General features: G+C 41.6%; 14 protein-coding genes. 9 read left to right on the top strand and 5 right to left on the bottom strand.

Annotation, left to right across the window (positions count from 1 at the left end; translation table 11 throughout):
* Window positions 1–137: 137 nt before the first annotated feature.
* The 5 genes from ACT3SX_RS02110 (at window position 138) to ACT3SX_RS02130 (ending at window position 5658) form a co-directional block, all read left to right on the top strand.
* Window positions 138–1241 (top strand): YheT family hydrolase, encoded by a 1104-nt coding sequence (locus ACT3SX_RS02110; RefSeq protein WP_192518490.1) that lies wholly within the window; start codon window positions 138–140, stop codon window positions 1239–1241.
* A gap of 58 nt (window positions 1242–1299) precedes the next feature.
* Window positions 1300–1842, top strand: a complete 543-nt coding sequence (locus ACT3SX_RS02115; protein ID WP_192518489.1) for an acyl-CoA thioesterase — start codon at window positions 1300–1302, stop codon at window positions 1840–1842.
* A 166-nt stretch (window positions 1843–2008) separates the two neighbouring features.
* Window positions 2009–2383: a DsrE family protein gene (locus ACT3SX_RS02120; RefSeq protein ID WP_192518488.1), complete on the top strand. Its 375-nt coding sequence runs from the start codon at window positions 2009–2011 to the stop codon at window positions 2381–2383.
* Window positions 2384–2540: 157 nt separating this feature from the next.
* Window positions 2541–4337: an AIPR family protein gene (locus ACT3SX_RS02125; protein WP_192518487.1), complete on the top strand. Its 1797-nt coding sequence runs from the start codon at window positions 2541–2543 to the stop codon at window positions 4335–4337.
* Window positions 4338–4614: 277 nt separating this feature from the next.
* Window positions 4615–5658 carry an NAD(P)H-dependent flavin oxidoreductase gene (locus ACT3SX_RS02130; protein ID WP_192518486.1) on the top strand — a complete coding sequence of 348 codons (1044 nt, stop codon included), beginning with the start codon at window positions 4615–4617 and terminating at the stop codon, window positions 5656–5658.
* A 164-nt stretch (window positions 5659–5822) separates the two neighbouring features.
* Here the strand turns inward: ACT3SX_RS02130 and ACT3SX_RS02135 are convergent, their stop codons facing one another.
* Window positions 5823–6635: an alpha/beta hydrolase gene (locus ACT3SX_RS02135; RefSeq protein ID WP_226945123.1), complete on the bottom strand. Its 813-nt coding sequence runs from the start codon at window positions 6633–6635 to the stop codon at window positions 5823–5825.
* Window positions 6636–6871: 236 nt separating this feature from the next.
* Between ACT3SX_RS02135 and ACT3SX_RS02140 the strand changes: the two genes are divergently transcribed.
* From ACT3SX_RS02140 to ACT3SX_RS02150, 3 genes are all read left to right on the top strand, one after another.
* Window positions 6872–7126, top strand: a complete 255-nt coding sequence (locus ACT3SX_RS02140) for a DUF2798 domain-containing protein (protein ID WP_192518485.1) — start codon at window positions 6872–6874, stop codon at window positions 7124–7126.
* Between the two features lie 479 nt (window positions 7127–7605).
* Window positions 7606–8583: a zinc-binding dehydrogenase gene (locus tag ACT3SX_RS02145; protein ID WP_192992272.1), complete on the top strand. Its 978-nt coding sequence runs from the start codon at window positions 7606–7608 to the stop codon at window positions 8581–8583.
* Between the two features lie 78 nt (window positions 8584–8661).
* The gene (locus tag ACT3SX_RS02150; protein WP_192992271.1) at window positions 8662–9666 is read left to right on the top strand and encodes a YhdH/YhfP family quinone oxidoreductase; all 1005 of its coding nucleotides are present in this window, start codon (window positions 8662–8664) and stop codon (window positions 9664–9666) included.
* Between the two features lie 111 nt (window positions 9667–9777).
* On the opposite strand, the gene ACT3SX_RS02155 is transcribed toward ACT3SX_RS02150, so the two are convergent.
* From ACT3SX_RS02155 to guaA, 4 genes are all read right to left on the bottom strand, one after another.
* Complete coding sequence (locus ACT3SX_RS02155; RefSeq protein WP_192992270.1) at window positions 9778–10476, bottom strand: hypothetical protein; 699 nt, start codon at window positions 10474–10476, stop codon at window positions 9778–9780.
* Window positions 10477–10610: 134 nt separating this feature from the next.
* Window positions 10611–11423 (bottom strand): hypothetical protein, encoded by an 813-nt coding sequence (locus tag ACT3SX_RS02160; protein WP_442062087.1) that lies wholly within the window; start codon window positions 11421–11423, stop codon window positions 10611–10613.
* A 51-nt stretch (window positions 11424–11474) separates the two neighbouring features.
* The gene (locus ACT3SX_RS02165; protein ID WP_442069585.1) at window positions 11475–12200 is read right to left on the bottom strand and encodes a zinc ribbon domain-containing protein; all 726 of its coding nucleotides are present in this window, start codon (window positions 12198–12200) and stop codon (window positions 11475–11477) included.
* A gap of 308 nt (window positions 12201–12508) precedes the next feature.
* Complete coding sequence (guaA, locus tag ACT3SX_RS02170) at window positions 12509–14104, bottom strand: glutamine-hydrolyzing GMP synthase (protein WP_442069586.1); 1596 nt, start codon at window positions 14102–14104, stop codon at window positions 12509–12511.
* Window positions 14105–14590: 486 nt separating this feature from the next.
* Here guaA and ACT3SX_RS02175 point away from each other — a divergent pair.
* On the top strand, window positions 14591–15607 hold a 1017-nt coding region (locus ACT3SX_RS02175; RefSeq protein ID WP_442062096.1), incomplete at its 3' end, for a BCCT family transporter.

A 15607-nucleotide genomic window follows, 5' to 3' on the forward strand; every position in this document is an offset into this window, starting at 1 on the left:
GCGATACGTATTTGACTGACTGATACTCAGTAGCTGACCCTGAGTAACCATGCGTTCACTCAAAATTATTGGTTTTAAACATTAGCCTCGGTATGATAAGACATTGCTTTTTAACAATAATTAAATAAGAGCCATTTATGTCAGCATCCAACTCGACCAAACCTTTCTCTCCAGCGCCTTTTAAACCGCCATTTTGGCTGACCAATCCACATCTACAAAGCATCTTGCCCAAATTCTTTGCACCCAAAGCTCCGACCTATCGGCGCGTGGTCGAAAAAGACTCATTGGACGAGAGTGATATTGCCTACGACTTTTATGATGCGCACCCTGTAACAGAATCGACAGCTGGTGAGCTTGAACAGACACCGTTAATCGTACTATTTCATGGAATGGAAGGCAGTAGTGACAGTCATTATGCTCGTGCGTTGGCGTATCAAATGCATGCCCAAGGCTGGCACTTTGTCGTCGCCCATTTCCGTAGTTGTGGCGGTATTCCTGCCAGCGGTACCGTATTTTATAATGCTGGTGATACAGATGAGGTACATCACGCGCTACAGAATTTGCGCGAGCAGTATGCCAATATCTATGCGGTTGGCGTGTCACTCGGTGGTAATGCACTAGCGAAGTACATGGGCGAGTATGGTGACGAAGCCATCTGCAAAGGCGCTGCGGTCATCTCTGCTCCCGTCGATATGTCGTCAGCGGCCATTACCATGCACAGCTTTTTGAGTCATCGTATCTATACGCCGTATTTGCTTAATCCAATTATCAAAAAAGCACTCGCCAATGACTTGAGCAAAGACGAAATCGACGCTATCAAATCATCCAATCGCATCAGTGATTTTGATGATATTTTTACCGCGCCGCGTCATGGTTATCGCTCTAAGAACGACTATTATCATACGGCCTCCGCTCTACCATATCTAAGAAACGTTACCCAGCCACTACTACTCATTAGCGCTAAAGACGATCCGTTTATCGGTTTCACTGCGACGCCAAACGATGTCTCAGATAGTGTGACTATTTTGGACACTCCGCACGGTGGTCATATCGGTTATCTGCGTTATCGTTCAGACAATAATCAGGCCAAAAATAAATCGTCTGTCACCGAAGGTAAAGAGTCTAAAACTTCAAAATTCGATATCAATTGGATACCCGAAACCGTCAGCGCTTATTTCAATTGGATTGGTGTGGCTTCTATTAGCGAACCTTCTCAGGATATAGGCTCTGACAATAAATAATCATTGTCATCAATGATAAAACAATAATGTTATCTTTTAACCCTTTTGAGAGTGCGCTATGTACCCATTTATCCGTTATGCCAGCACCATCGCTCGTGCCGCCCTAAAAACGAAAAAAGGCGATACATTAACTTTTAAAGACACCAGTGAGATTCAGTTTCGCTGCCGCTTATCTGATATCGATAATTTTTTGGAGATGAATAACGGCCGCGTATTTACGCTGTATGATTTGGGACGTATGGATTTTGCGGTACGTACTGGACTTGGCAAGCAGCTGTTAAAACAACGTTGGGGGTTGGTGATCGCGGGCAGCACCATCCAATATCGTAAGCGTATTCGCGCCTTTCAAAAAGTCACGCTAAAGACCAAAATCGTCGGTATCGATGCGCGCTGGATCTATATCGAGCAATCGATGTGGGTGAAAGGTAAACCCTGCTCCTCTGGGCTACTGCGTACGGGTGTGACCAAGGGTGGCAAAGTGATCGACCCGGCACAAGTACTGGCAGTATTAGGACAGTCTGATTGGACGATGCCTCCGACCGGTTATGTGGCCGAATGGATAGAGAGTGATGCCGACCGCCCATGGCCGCCTATCGCTTAAAATGTCTAAAACTCACGCATATCTCTGTAAACAGACGCCTTGTGACGACAGCGTAAAAAGAACGATACTGTTTGATAACAATACATTATACAAAAAAACATAATAACTGCTAGGATACTAGTAAGCGTATCAAAAAAAACAAATACCTTACTAGGAGCATCACGCAATGAATACTACTGATTATGTCGGCACGTTATTTGATAATAGTGAATCAAATCCAAACAAGATCACTGTCGCCTTTACTATGGCAGGTGTGGCACTGAAAAAAGGCCATTCTGCCTCAGTGATACTGATGGTGGATGCGGTACATTTGGCACTGCCCAACGCTTTGGCTGATGTGAGTATTGGTGCACCGTTTGAACCTGCTGGTGAATTGCTAGAAGCCTTTATCGAAAAAGGCGGTCAAGTATTGGTCTGCGGTGCTTGCATGAAACACAACGGCGTGGAAGAGTCAGATATTGATAAGCGTTTTGAAGTGATTAGCGGTGATGATGTGGTTGAGCTGCTGATGAATGCAAAAGGGTCTTTGCAGTTGAATTAAACAGTAAACAAAATCAGTCAATAAATATGTTGGTTTTCTTAATACCTTAAGAAAACCAACTTTTATCTTATGAACAATTTCGTTGTTATTTATCGACAAATATTGTATGTTCATATTGTTTAGTAAACTCTGATATTGAATATAAGGTCGATAAACTATGAGTGATATAGTGCAACAATATATAGATATAACTAGAGAAGAGTTATTTGCCTCAAAGAACAAAATAGATATTACTTTATCTGATGAACTTTTATTCGGCACTATATGCTACAAGTATTTCTATAATGAAGGTAGATTTGATATCACTGACTTTAAGAACTCATATACTGACGGTGCAAACGATGGTGGAGTCGACCTTATAGCCGTGAATGAAGGTGATATTTACAAAAGCTTAGTATTAATTCAATCCAAGAATGTTAAAAACTTTAACTCAAAAGATGAGATAAAAGATATCTTTACTAAGATGGCTCAAACTGTAAAAGACTTCAGAAATGATAAGGTAGGCTCATATAATAAAAACTTGAGACGTATATATCGTGAAAAGTATGATGATGCAGTCGAAGATGAGAATTTTTCTATAGAGTTAGTGTTATTTATCAATACCAACAAATCTGAAGAGTATCGAGATGAGATATCTTTGCATCTCAAAAAAATAGAAGAACTCGAAGACTTTGAATTATCTATATTTTACAAAAATGAAGTCGAACAACAAATTAAAAATTTTGAAAATGGACAAAGATATGTCCGAGAAGGAAGAGTAGATATATATAAAGACCATGGGTTTATAAAAAATGGAGAAAATGGTTTATTAGTTAATATATCAGCTCTTTCAGTTAGAAAGCTTTATGATAAATATAGAGACGAAGGCTTATTTGAACAAAATTTTAGATATTTTGTCAGAAATAAAAAAATCGATGATCAAATTAATAGTTCTCTTAAGAAAAAAAGAGATAAATTCTGGTTTTTAAACAATGGGATTATCATTGGTTGCAAAGATTTTCACTTAGATGGTGATAACATTAAACTAGAAGATTTTTCAATAATTAATGGGTGCCAAACTACTACTATACTGGGTTCTTATAAAGGTTCAAATGAAGATTTAGACTTCCCTATATCTTGCAAAATTGTTAAACCAGATCATGGGGGAGAAGATTATTTTAATGTTTTTATTTCTGAAATTGCTGAGGCATCAAACTCGCAAAAACCTATCTCAGATAGAGACTTAAAATCCAATTATCCTGAACAAAGGAATTTACAGCTAGAGTTAAAGGCCCAAGACCCTAAAATATATCTCGAAATTAAACGTGGTGAAGGTATTTTAAGAAAAAGAAATCTTCAAAGTTGGCAGAAAATAAAAAACGATTCATTAGGACAATTAATACTTAGTGTTTTGCTACAACGTCCTGGAACAGCTCGAAGTAATAAGAAAAAGATTTTTTCTGATCGTGGGACTTACAACAGCATTTTCAAACGTACTCATGATAAAGACACTATTGTAGATTTACTACAGTTGGCAAACTATTACGATGAGTTTGTAAAGTCATCGAACTTGAGTGAGAAGCCATCTAATATAGCTAAAAATGGTAGGTTATGTGTTCTTGCAATCATAGGATTTATTATAAAGTATAATCATCAGCAAATAGATATCAAATTAGAGAGTAGTAGTGCAGAGTGGGTATCTGACCTTACTAGCGATACTCTAACTGGCCCGTTGTTTGATAAAAACAGACCTGACGATTATAGACATGCTCTCAACTCGTTATTCAATCAAATTATTATGGCATTGCTAAATTTATACACATCCCGTGGAGATACTGAGACCTCTGTAACAAACTTTTTTAAAACTGATAAAAAATATTTTTCGGTTATACTTGAGTTTATTAAATCTAGTATTATTTTAGATGAATATGAATTTCATAAAGTTAAGGAGAAAATGGATAAAATATTTTATTAAATCTCACTGTTCATTGATTGCCTACATTTTTATAATCAAATATTCTAACTATAGTTGAATTCAAATAATTTCGATACAAGGAAACCGAGTGCAAGCTATACATTAGTACGGTCAGCGAGGATGACGATGTAGCGGATTTATATGGATTTGACTATACAAAACTGTAGCCAAAAACCCACCTCCCTATTTTCTAACTAAATACACACTATCTAACACAGACGATATTCAGCTTTGTTAAAGTGGCTCATGCAAACACTCTACTAAAAGGCAGCCAGTCATGAGCTTACTTGATACCCTGAACCTCTCCTACCCTATCGTCCAAGCACCAATGGCAGGTGCAACCACGCCTGAACTGGCGGCGACGGTGAGTAACTTTGGCGGACTGGGCTCATTAGGATCTGGTATGACAGCACCAGATGTTTTAACCGGCCAAATTGATACCATCAAATCGCTCACCGACCGACCTTTTATGATCAACCTGATGGTGCTCTCCAATCAGGAATATACGACCATTGATACCGAGCTCCCTGCTTGGCTAAGTAAGTATTATCAGGACAATACTATCGAATTTACACTACCTGAATGCCCTGCTCAGAACTTCTCAGAGCAGCTGCAAGTGCTCTATGACAACCCTGTGCCTGTCGCCAGTTTTACCTTTGGCATTATCAGTGCAGAGCAAGTCCAGCATCTGAAAAATCTAGGTACACTCGTCATCGGCACCGCCAATCACCCGTTAGAAGCGAAGGCATGGGCAGATATTGGTGCAGATGCGGTATGTGTACAAGGGGTCGAAGCTGGCGGACATCGCGGTGGTTGGTTGCCGCAAAGTGAGAGCGATCCATTGGGGCTATTGACGCTAATTAGCCAAACGCGCGCCTGTACCGACATTCCACTGATTGCAGCGGGTGGCATCATGAACGGGCAAGCTATCAAAGCGGTTCAGATGGCTGGTGCTGAGCTGGCACAAATAGGGACAGCGTTTTTGACCACTAACAAATGCGGTATCAATGATATTTATAAACAAGCGTTAATTGATGCCAGTCAAGATAAGCGCAGCTCAGAAACGCGATTGACTCGTCTGTTCTCAGGTAAGCTCGCTCGTGGTTTATTAAACGACTATCTACGTGATTTTGCTGAATTTGAAAGCGCTGATACGCTACCGCCCTATCCACAATTAAATGCCATGACCAAATTTATGCGAGCTCATGCATCTCAGAATATGGATGCAGAACATCTATCTCTATGGGCAGGACAAGGGGTGGCTCTGGTCAAAAAAGAAAGCACGCTTGAGCTGCTTGAGCGATTGGTAAAGGATTTATAAAATTACTCATCTTTTAACGTTGCGCGAAATTTTTTATAATCCTTGGCGGTGTCTTTTACCGACTCTATCATGGGTACGTGACCGACCTCTGGCATCATAATAACCGTCGACTGCGGAATGAGCTCTTTGATCAGCGCGGTCGTTTCAGGCTTGATGACTTGGTCCTACTCACCCCAAACGATAAGCGTCGGAATCTTATAGTTCGCAATGATTTTGGCACGCTCCTCGACATTGTCTGTGACGATCTGCTCTAGTATTTTGGACTCAAGTACCTGATTAGCGATACGCTCTTGCGCAAACACCGCTTGCACAGTTTTGGGTAAATAAGGTGGCTTATACATCACAAAGTCGTACATCTTATAGATATCTTCCGTCTTATTGACCAGCAGTGGGTTGTTCTTAATAGTGGCGTTTTTTAATGATTCAGAAACACCAGCTGACCAAAACCCTGCGCTGTCGATGAGCCATAGGCTTTTGACATCGTCTGGATACTTTGCCGCATACGCCACACTAATGGCGCCGCCCATCGAATTACCGCCGACATGAATATTGGATGCCAAACCTTTGGCTTGCATCAATTCGTGCAGGCGCTGCGCTTGAGCATCCGCGCGATAGTCTGCGGTTTCAGGCTTACTCGAATCGCCAAATCCTAGCAAATCTGGAATAATAAGGTGATAGTCTGCCAACTGATCAGCGATACGAGTGAAATTATCTTTATTACCACCAAAGCCATGAATCAATAACAAAGGCTCCGCATCAGTAGCATTAATAGTACTGGTATCATGGGTAGCATTGCTTTCGGCATACGTGAGCGTTTCACCAGATTCCAGTGTAAACATCTTGGTACTGAGGTCTGCTTTATTGCGTTCGTGTTGGATAATTTTTTGAGTGGTGGCAATAGTAAAACTATTGGGTGTTGTACAACCGACCATCGATAAAGTGAGTAAGGTTGCTAGCCCTGTACGTCGTAATGCCATCAAAAACTCCCTATTAATATATCGTTAGCGAACCATCGAACTACGACAGCTGTACCTTCTTACTTACGCCTTGTTTTTTGCCTTGCGGCTTAGCTTCTTAGCAAGTACTACTTATAAAATCTGTACTCGATATGACATTGAACTATAATACTCATAATCATCACTATTTATCTTATAAAATATACGCTTATATCATTCATGCATGCCGGTGGCATCATGCAGGACAACTCAAAACTATGGCAAAACTTCCCATCATTAGGATACGTACACGGCGAAAATACTATCGACTTATCTTCACGGGTATCATGGCGACAATGATGTCGTTCATTATTTCGACAGCATTGTTGGTGGTAAAACAAGGCTTTATCGATGGCTTCTTTATGGAGCTGATGCATTCGTGGGGACTGGCCTTTATGTTTGCTTGGCCAAGCGCTTATGCCTGTGCCTATGTCGTGCAGGAGCATATTCTTAGTCGTATTGAGTTTTATTAGGGCGTGTCATCAATCAGATTATGAGCATTAAAATGAAATAAATTGATGCTAAACAAGGAAAAATTCGCAGTGAATATGAATATATTGACGAGGATTTTGACACCCTTTAGCGAAAATTTAGCCATTTTAAGACCATAAATTGCATCAATGTGCTAATTGATGACACGGCTTAAGTAATACAAAAAACACTACTGATGTAAGCCAAGCTTTCTATAATGAAATCCCGTTAGCGCAAATGTATCCGATATCTAGACGACCAGTCTATTTTTAAGTATAGTGGTTTTTTTAAGTATTTTTTAAGTATAGTGACTTTGTGAGTCGATAACCTATCAGCATCATTATCATGGTATCGTTTCTACTAAAATAAAAATTACATTGGTGGATAACCTTGCTTAATAACATGATGTTTATAGTCAGTTATTCATACTCTTAGCATACTTATAAAACCACAAAACCATAAATAAGCAAAGGAAATGATTATGCGCAGTGCTATCTATAACAATTTTGGCAAACCCTCTGATGTACTGAGTCTAAATGACAGCCCCATTCCAGAGCCGCAGGCAAATGAAGTCCGAGTCAAAACGATACTCTCATCTATCCATAACCATGATCTACTGACTATCCGTGGGCAATATGGTTTCAAACCTGAGCTACCAGCGATAGGCGGTAGCGAAGCGGTTGGGATTATCGATGCCGTGGGTAGTGACGTCAAAGACCTAAAAGTTGGGCAACGTGTGGCTGCCGCAAGCGTACAGGCGACATGGGCGGAGTATTTCGTCGCGCCTGAACACATGATATTTTCTGTGCCTGATGAGCTAAAAGACGAGATGGCAGCACAGCTGATTGCTATGCCGCTCAGCGCTCTGATGCTGATTGAATTTTTAGATTTACAAAGTGGACAGTGGGTCATCCATAACGCTGCTAATGGTGCAGTCGGAAAATCACTCGCTATGCTAGCAGCGGCGCGTGATATCAATACCATCAATGTCGTGAGAAGTAGCGACGCGGTAAAAGAATTAGAATCGCTAGGTATTAAAAACAACATTAACTCCTCAGATGAGGCCTGGAAAGACCAAGTCCGTAAAATCCTTGGTGATGACAAAATCAGTGCTGCGGTGGACTCGATCGGCGGTGAATCCAGTAATGACTTGCTCTCACTGTTGGGCCATGGTGGCACCTTTGCATCGTTTGGCATTATGTCAGGAAAACCGATGGTACTAGACCCAACCCACATCATATTTAAACAAGCGACTCTCAAAGGATTTTGGGGTAGCAAGATCAGTCAAGAAATGAGTGTAGAGAACAAACAACGTCTAATCGATGAGTTGGTCGAACGTGGTACCAGTGGTAACTTAAAACTGCCTGTCGAAGCGGTATTTGATTTGGCCGACATCATCAAAGCAGTCAATGGAAAACTACAAGCGAGTAAAAACGGTAAAGTGCTATTAAAAGCGTAAATAAAATCACTCTCTCAAATACGTCTCTGTATTTACCAATAAAGACGTAAACCAAATATTTTTATTAGGAGCTATATAATGTCTAATAATACAGCTTTCAAAGCCTTAGTCGTCAGCGAGGTCAGCGACGGCGAATTCAAAAAAAGCATTCAAGAGCGCAAAGTTAGTGACTTACCAGAGAACGACTTGCTCATTGAAGTGCATTATTCATCGTTGAATTATAAAGATGCGATGTCGGCATCAGGTAATAAAATGATTACCAAAAACTACCCGCATACGCCTGGTATCGATGCGGCTGGTGTGGTCATCAGTGACAAATCAGGCACGTTTAGCGCAGGGCAAAAAGTATTGATATTCGGCTATGATCTCGGCATGAATACCGATGGCGGTCTGGGTCAGATGATTTCTATACCAGCCGATTGGGCGCTGGCTTGCCCAGAAACGCTGACACTAAAAGAAGCAATGATTTATGGTACTGGCGGCTTGACCGCAGCCCTAAGTATACAAAAGCTAGAAAAAATGGGCGCAAAACCAAGTGATGGTCCAGTCGCTGTGAGTGGTGCAACAGGCGGCGTCGGCACGATCAGTGTCGCTATCTTAAAGCAGCTCGGCTATGAGGTGATTGCATTCTCAGGTAAGCCTGAGCAAAGCGAGCATCTAAAAGAGCTTGGCGCGAGCGAAGTACGTCATCGCGACACCATCAATGAAGTGGGCAAACGACCAGTTGGCCGCGAGCTATGGGCCAATGCTATTGATACCGTAGGTGGCGATTACTTAGCCAATCTACTCAAACAAACCAAAGCTGGCGGTGCAGTCACCAGTTGCGGCTTGGCGGCGTCTCCTGAGTTATCGATGACGGTATTGCCATTTATCACACGCGGCGTGTCCCTACTCGGTATCGATTCGGTCTATATTCCATTGGCGGATAAAGAAACGATTTGGCAGCGTGTCGCCACCGATATGAAACTGCCTAACCTTGAGAGCTATGGCGAGGAGATTACGCTGGAGCAAACGCCAGAGTACTTAGATCGCTTTATGGCGGGCAAAACGGTTGGGCGTTATGTGGTGAATGTGAAGGGTTAGTTATTTAAGAGTTAATATTATAAATAAAAAGCAGCATCTCTTTTAAGGTGCTGCTTTTTATTTATAATATTTACGATATTTTTAACGCTTATGCAGCACTTGACAACAAGATCACGTCGTATAATAAAAATACCAACCATTATAAAGCTTAGTTAGAGATATTACCGTGAGTCCATAAGGCGGTATCATGTAGCCAACTTCGATATTATCATTTGGTGCTTTTAAGTAGCCAAACTCATTATCCAAAAAACCACCCATTGTTAGCACTAGATAACCATCTTCTCTAGCCATATGAACGATACCTGAGCGATCCAGCTTCTTACGTAATTTAGCAACTTTTCTTGTATCTAAATTATCTGCCATAATCGTTCCAGCGTAAGCAGTCGCTATTTCTTTTTCGGTCTTATATTTATCATCATTAGAGATAAGCTGGTCATTGAGTATTTTGTGGTGCCGACGCATATCACTCATCTCATAGACATTAGCTTCTTGGCTGAGTGTATCTATGGTTTGCAAATTGCTTTTATTTAGCAAAAAATGAACTTGATTGCCCATACCGATTGCTGAAAGATAAAGTGCAATCACAGTAACTATGGGAAATATCGCTAAAGGCATATAAGAAGATGGCTTTTTATATCCTTTGCTAAATATATTTAAAACCGAGAATAGTAACCCAGCAATTAGAAAAAATAGCAGAGTTAGAAGACTTAAAATCGGCCCAAAGCTGCCAAAATAGGGAGAATTAAACAAGCTTATCGAGAGAATAAATAGGACAAGATATGTGACGTATTTTTTATTTTTTGCTGTCATAACAGTCTCACACTGGGTTTAAATATTGCTAATATCTTAGCGTGAGTCTGTTATAAGTAAGATGAAATAAGGATGAAATTAATATGGAGCGGATGACTTACGATTAAATGCAACTATTTCTACACTACCAACACCTAACCACACGCCCAGTCAAACTGATCATTCAGCAAATCAATTTGGCCATTACCACCACCCATATTGGCATCACCAAACTCTTCTTCAAATTCAATATAAAAAGGGCTAAATTCTGGCATGCCCTGAATGGGATTAGCCGTACCGCCAAAGTGGTTTTTTGCATGAAACCTATTAAGCTTTAACGCCTCCCCTTTTTCAGAGAACATCGGAATATAGGCGTTCACATCATCTTCATTTGGCCACTCATCGAGCACCTTTCCAACATTAGGATCATCTGTTCGGACAACGTGCTGAATAAACTGAGCAGGTGCATCTTTGGCGAAACAGGTACTACCCCACTCATCTACCTCATAGTCTGGATGTATACTATTTTCTTTATTAGGCAGCGGTGTGGACTTACCTTCAAACTCATCCTTGGTCAGCCAAATCAATGCCCAACTACCACCAATAATATCTTCCAGATAGGTTTCTTGAGGATGGCGATGGTTGACGTAACAACTCAATGACGCCCAAAATTCATTAGCATCTATATTATTCATCTCGGTAGAATTAGTAAGCATGTCTTCAACACCATCCACCCTATCTTCAAAGGCATCTTCCGCTTGAAAAAAAGAGATGGCCACAAGATCTTTACCTTTTACCCGATACGCTTCAGGCACTAATATCGTCCATAAATGCGCCATCGGTAGACCGTGTATTCTACTTCGTGGCCATTGATCTGTAGTGATGCCGACTGGGCGGCCAAAGGCCCAACCTTGTCCATGATCTTTATCCGTTAGTTCCAAATCGAATGCTTGTGTTAATGAGTTCATCGTTAGTTGTCCACCTTTTTAATTTGGCACTATCTTTATTTATCAGACAAACTACACCAACCAAAACCAATCAGGGGCAAATAAGTAGGATATAGCCATTGATAGTAATACCACCAATATACTACCCACCATTGCGCCAACCCATGACGTGCCACCTTTTTCCGCTAACGCCTGTTCAAGCGTAGCTGGATCTGCTGTACCTCTCATAACTGTTTTTATATTTCTAACGCTATGACTAAAGTAAAAATAATTACCCAACATACCTGTAAGTACAGCCCATCCGATAAAAAAGCTGGTTTGACCAATAGAGTTATAGGTTTCCATACCAAGCATATACATTAGAACCAAGTCGACCGCATTAATACCAACTACAATACAAAAGGCTTCTAGGTACATTTTACGATAACACAACCAAGATGCTCCCAAAAGAAGTCCAGCAATATTAAAACTATGAATGCTCGAACCATCCTTATTGACTTCTATGCGTGGCTCACTATCCTTAAACCATTTGGCACGGTAAAAACTATCATACCGTTCACCGACAAAGGCAGCTAGTAAAGTATCAGCTGTCTCAGAGTCATAAGATAATGTGTTTTGTGGGCTTTGCGCATCTTTTGAGATATTGACGGCAGTAAGCGGTGGCGGTGTTTGTCCTTGAGTGTCAGAAAGGTTGTGACCACAACTTGAGCAGAAAGCTGACTCGTTTGCGTTTTCTTGATTGCAGCTGTTACAAAGCATTTTAGCCCTTAGTTCTAATAAATATAAATTTTCTAGCATCCTGCGCCTGTAATGACAGGCAAAGAAAACCAATTAAAGTCGACTACATTATAGATAATAAAAACAAATGTTCAATGGAAAACTATAATCTTCTTAGCTACCTACTTATTTGAACCAAAAAAAACACCCAACCAAGTTGAGTGTTTTTATCGACGATAAGTTGTATATCAACTCAAAAAATTTGAGTTGAAAAACTATTAGATAAGTTTACGTAGTCTAAGATGGTAACAAGGCAACCGAGCGCAGATAGTACGTGTTTGTACATCTAGCGAGGTTAACAAAGTTACCGTTTAGAATACTTAAACAGCTTATTCCCACTCAATCGTTGCAGGCGGCTTGCTCGACACATCATAAGTCACACGTGATACTTCAGCGATTTCATTCATAATGCGGTTCGATACCGTCTCGATCAAATCATACGGCAGATGCGCAAAGCGAGCGGTCATAAAGTCTACCGTCTCGACCGCACGTAGCGCGATGACCCATGCATAACGGCGGCCATCACCGACCACGCCCACTGATTTGATCGGTTGGAATACCGCAAATGCTTGTGCCGTCTTGTCATACCAGCCTGAACGCTCAAGCTCTTGCATAAATATCGCATCAGCTAAACGTAACACGTCAGCGTATTCTTTTTTGACTTCGCCAAGGATACGCACGCCCAAACCTGGACCTGGGAACGGGTGGCGATAGATCATTTTGGCTGGTAAGCCAAGCGTGATACCAAGCTTGCGCACTTCGTCTTTAAACAAATCACGTAACGGCTCAATCAATTTGAATGCCAAGTCATCTGGCAAACCGCCTACGTTGTGATGGCTCTTGATCACGTGCGCTTTGCCTTGATGTGATTTAGCGGATTCGATGACATCTGGATAAATCGTACCTTGTGCTAAGAATTCAACGACTTTACCATCGCTCTGCTCACTCACTTGACGCGCGCTATCCGCGAATACGTCAATGAAGGTTTTACCGATGATTTTGCGTTTCTTTTCTGGATCAGACTCGCCCGCTAGCGCATTTAAAAACAAATCTTCTGCATCAACACGCACGACTTTTACGCCCATGTTTTCGGCAAAGATTTGCATGACTTGATCGCCTTCGTGCAGACGCAATAGACCATTATCGACGAATACACAAGTCAGCTGATCGCCAATGGCTTTGTGCAATAACGCTGCAACAACTGAGCTATCGACACCGCCCGATAGACCTAGCAATACTTGCTTGTCACCGATTTGCTCTTTTAGCTGGGCGATACGCATATCAGCGATATTGTCTGGCGTCCAGTCGCCTGCACAGTCGCAGATTTGATGAACGAAACGACCAAGCAATTCCTGACCTTGTAGCGTATGCGTTACCTCTGGATGGAACTGTAGACCGTAATATTGCTTGTCATCATTGGCCATAATCGCAATCGGACAGCTTGGCGTGCTAGCCACGATGTCAAAGCCTTTAGGCGCTTCGATAACCTTATCACCATGACTCATCCAGACATTGAGCGTGCCAGCAGCGTCTTCAATGCCATCGATCAAGGTAGAGGTACCATCGATATTGATCGTCGCTGCGCCAAACTCATGGATATCACTGGCATGAACCTGCCCACCGAAACGATCTGCCATCGCTTGCATACCGTAGCAAATACCCAGTACTGGCACACTCAAATCAAACACAGCGTCGTTGATACGTGGGCTGTCTTCAGCATGGACGCTCTCAGGGCCACCCGATAGGATAACGCCTTTTGCGCCAAAATCGATGATGCGCTGAGCATCGATATCATAAGGGAACATCTCACAAAACACCCCAGAATCGCGCACACGGCGAGCGATTAACTGACTGTATTGCGAGCCAAAATCGAGAATTAAGATGCGGTCTTCTTTAATAGTAGGAGTGGCAGCAGTTGTGGTCATAAATCGATGTCCATCAATAGATAAATTGGTGCCCTATTTTAACAAGTTTACGCCCTCTATTGGCTATTAGATGTTCGATTATTAACAGTTATGCATAAATATTTAAATTCATGGAGCACCAAAGCAGGAAAACAACCGATTAAAAGACCAGTGTTAAGGAAAACTAAAACTTATTGATTAGAGTGATATATGAAACTAATCAAACAAAACCTCTCATTTACCGTTACTATACTATAGCCAATCTACTCTTAGTTGATCGCTTTTAGTCAATCTGCTTTTAATTAATCAGCAATAACGATTAAATTGGCAATCATCTAATAGCGCCTGCCTAGTAGTATTTAACTGGTCAGGCGCTGTAGACGACGATGATTTTTCGAATAGCCGAATGTTTGTCATGGGCTATATAACACGTACAAAAAAAAGGAATTTCTAACCCTAGGAGCGCTGAGAAAGCTAAAACAGTAACGTCACATTATGGAGAAAAAAATGAACAACCTTGATCATGATCAAGACAACCAAAAACCAAATAAGGGCACAAGCAAATCTTCGAAAGAATACCTACCAGATTATGTAAAAGCACGATCAAAGCATCACAAGCCTCCGCACTTAGGTACGTTTGATGTCGGTATGTCAGTACCACAGTGGCGTCCTGACCACGTACCTGACACCCGTATCGATAAATTCACTTTCTTTATGGTGCTAGTCATCCTGTTTAGTATCGCCATACCTTTGATACTGTTCCCTGAGCAGGGCAAGGCTTGGGTAGGCATAGCCCGCAGCTTTGTAGTAGATAACTTTGGCTTTGCTTATCTCACATTCGGCGCGCTATCCATAATGTTTGTGATCTACATCGTGATATCTGATATCGGTAAGATCAAACTAGGCCGCCCAGAAGAAACACCTGAGTTTTCAGATTCTTCTTGGGCGTCCATGTTATTTTGTGGTGGTATTGGTGCCAGTATCCTTTATTGGGGTCTGATTGAGTGGGCTTACTATTATCAAGGTCCTCCTTTTAATTTACCTGGCGGCTCACCTGACGCCATACGCTGGGCGACTACCTACGGGATTTTTCACTGGGGGCCCGTGGCTTGGTCTATCTACTTGGTACCTGCTGTGGCTATCGCTTATTTTTATTATGTGCGTCAAAAACCGGTACTCAAAGTTAGCCAAACGCTCATGCCATTATTGGGCGAAAAGCTAGCAAGCAGCAACTGGGCCAAGCTATTAGATGTGTTATTTATCTTCGGCATGGTTGGTGGTGGCGCCACAACGCTCGGTCTGGCATCTCCACTGATCAATGAAGGCTTATACAATCTATTTGGTTTGCCACGTAACACCACGATGCAGATTGTCGTGTTATTAGTCACGACTATAATTTTTGCTTATAGCGCCTATCAAGGGCTAAAAGGCGGCATCCAAAAGCTCTCTAACATTAACTTTTACTTGGCTGTCATTTTCTTATTATTCATTTTGGTTGTCGGTCCAACTGTCTTTATTTTGAAT

It is taken from the genome of Psychrobacter sp. AOP31-B2-9 (genome assembly GCF_052378005.1).
Taxonomy (GTDB): domain Bacteria; phylum Pseudomonadota; class Gammaproteobacteria; order Pseudomonadales; family Moraxellaceae; genus Psychrobacter.

Bases quoted from the DNA above. Each gene is read 5' to 3' on its own strand.
- ACT3SX_RS02150 (WP_192992271.1), top strand. From the start codon at position 8,662: ATGTCTAATAATACAGCTTTCAAAGCCTTAGTCGTCAGCGAGGTCAGC.
- ACT3SX_RS02115 (WP_192518489.1), top strand. From the start codon at position 1,300: ATGTACCCATTTATCCGTTATGCCAGCACCATCGCTCGTGCCGCCCTA.
- ACT3SX_RS02120 (WP_192518488.1), top strand. From the start codon at position 2,009: ATGAATACTACTGATTATGTCGGCACGTTATTTGATAATAGTGAATCA.
- ACT3SX_RS02130 (WP_192518486.1), top strand. From the start codon at position 4,615: ATGAGCTTACTTGATACCCTGAACCTCTCCTACCCTATCGTCCAAGCA.
- ACT3SX_RS02135 (WP_226945123.1), bottom strand. From the start codon at position 6,635: ATGGCATTACGACGTACAGGGCTAGCAACCTTACTCACTTTATCGATG.
- ACT3SX_RS02165 (WP_442069585.1), bottom strand. From the start codon at position 12,200: ATGCTAGAAAATTTATATTTATTAGAACTAAGGGCTAAAATGCTTTGT.
- guaA (WP_442069586.1), bottom strand. From the start codon at position 14,104: ATGACCACAACTGCTGCCACTCCTACTATTAAAGAAGACCGCATCTTA.
- ACT3SX_RS02145 (WP_192992272.1), top strand. From the start codon at position 7,606: ATGCGCAGTGCTATCTATAACAATTTTGGCAAACCCTCTGATGTACTG.
- ACT3SX_RS02160 (WP_442062087.1), bottom strand. From the start codon at position 11,423: ATGAACTCATTAACACAAGCATTCGATTTGGAACTAACGGATAAAGAT.
- ACT3SX_RS02155 (WP_192992270.1), bottom strand. From the start codon at position 10,476: ATGACAGCAAAAAATAAAAAATACGTCACATATCTTGTCCTATTTATT.
- ACT3SX_RS02140 (WP_192518485.1), top strand. From the start codon at position 6,872: ATGGCAAAACTTCCCATCATTAGGATACGTACACGGCGAAAATACTAT.
- ACT3SX_RS02110 (WP_192518490.1), top strand. From the start codon at position 138: ATGTCAGCATCCAACTCGACCAAACCTTTCTCTCCAGCGCCTTTTAAA.
- ACT3SX_RS02125 (WP_192518487.1), top strand. From the start codon at position 2,541: ATGAGTGATATAGTGCAACAATATATAGATATAACTAGAGAAGAGTTA.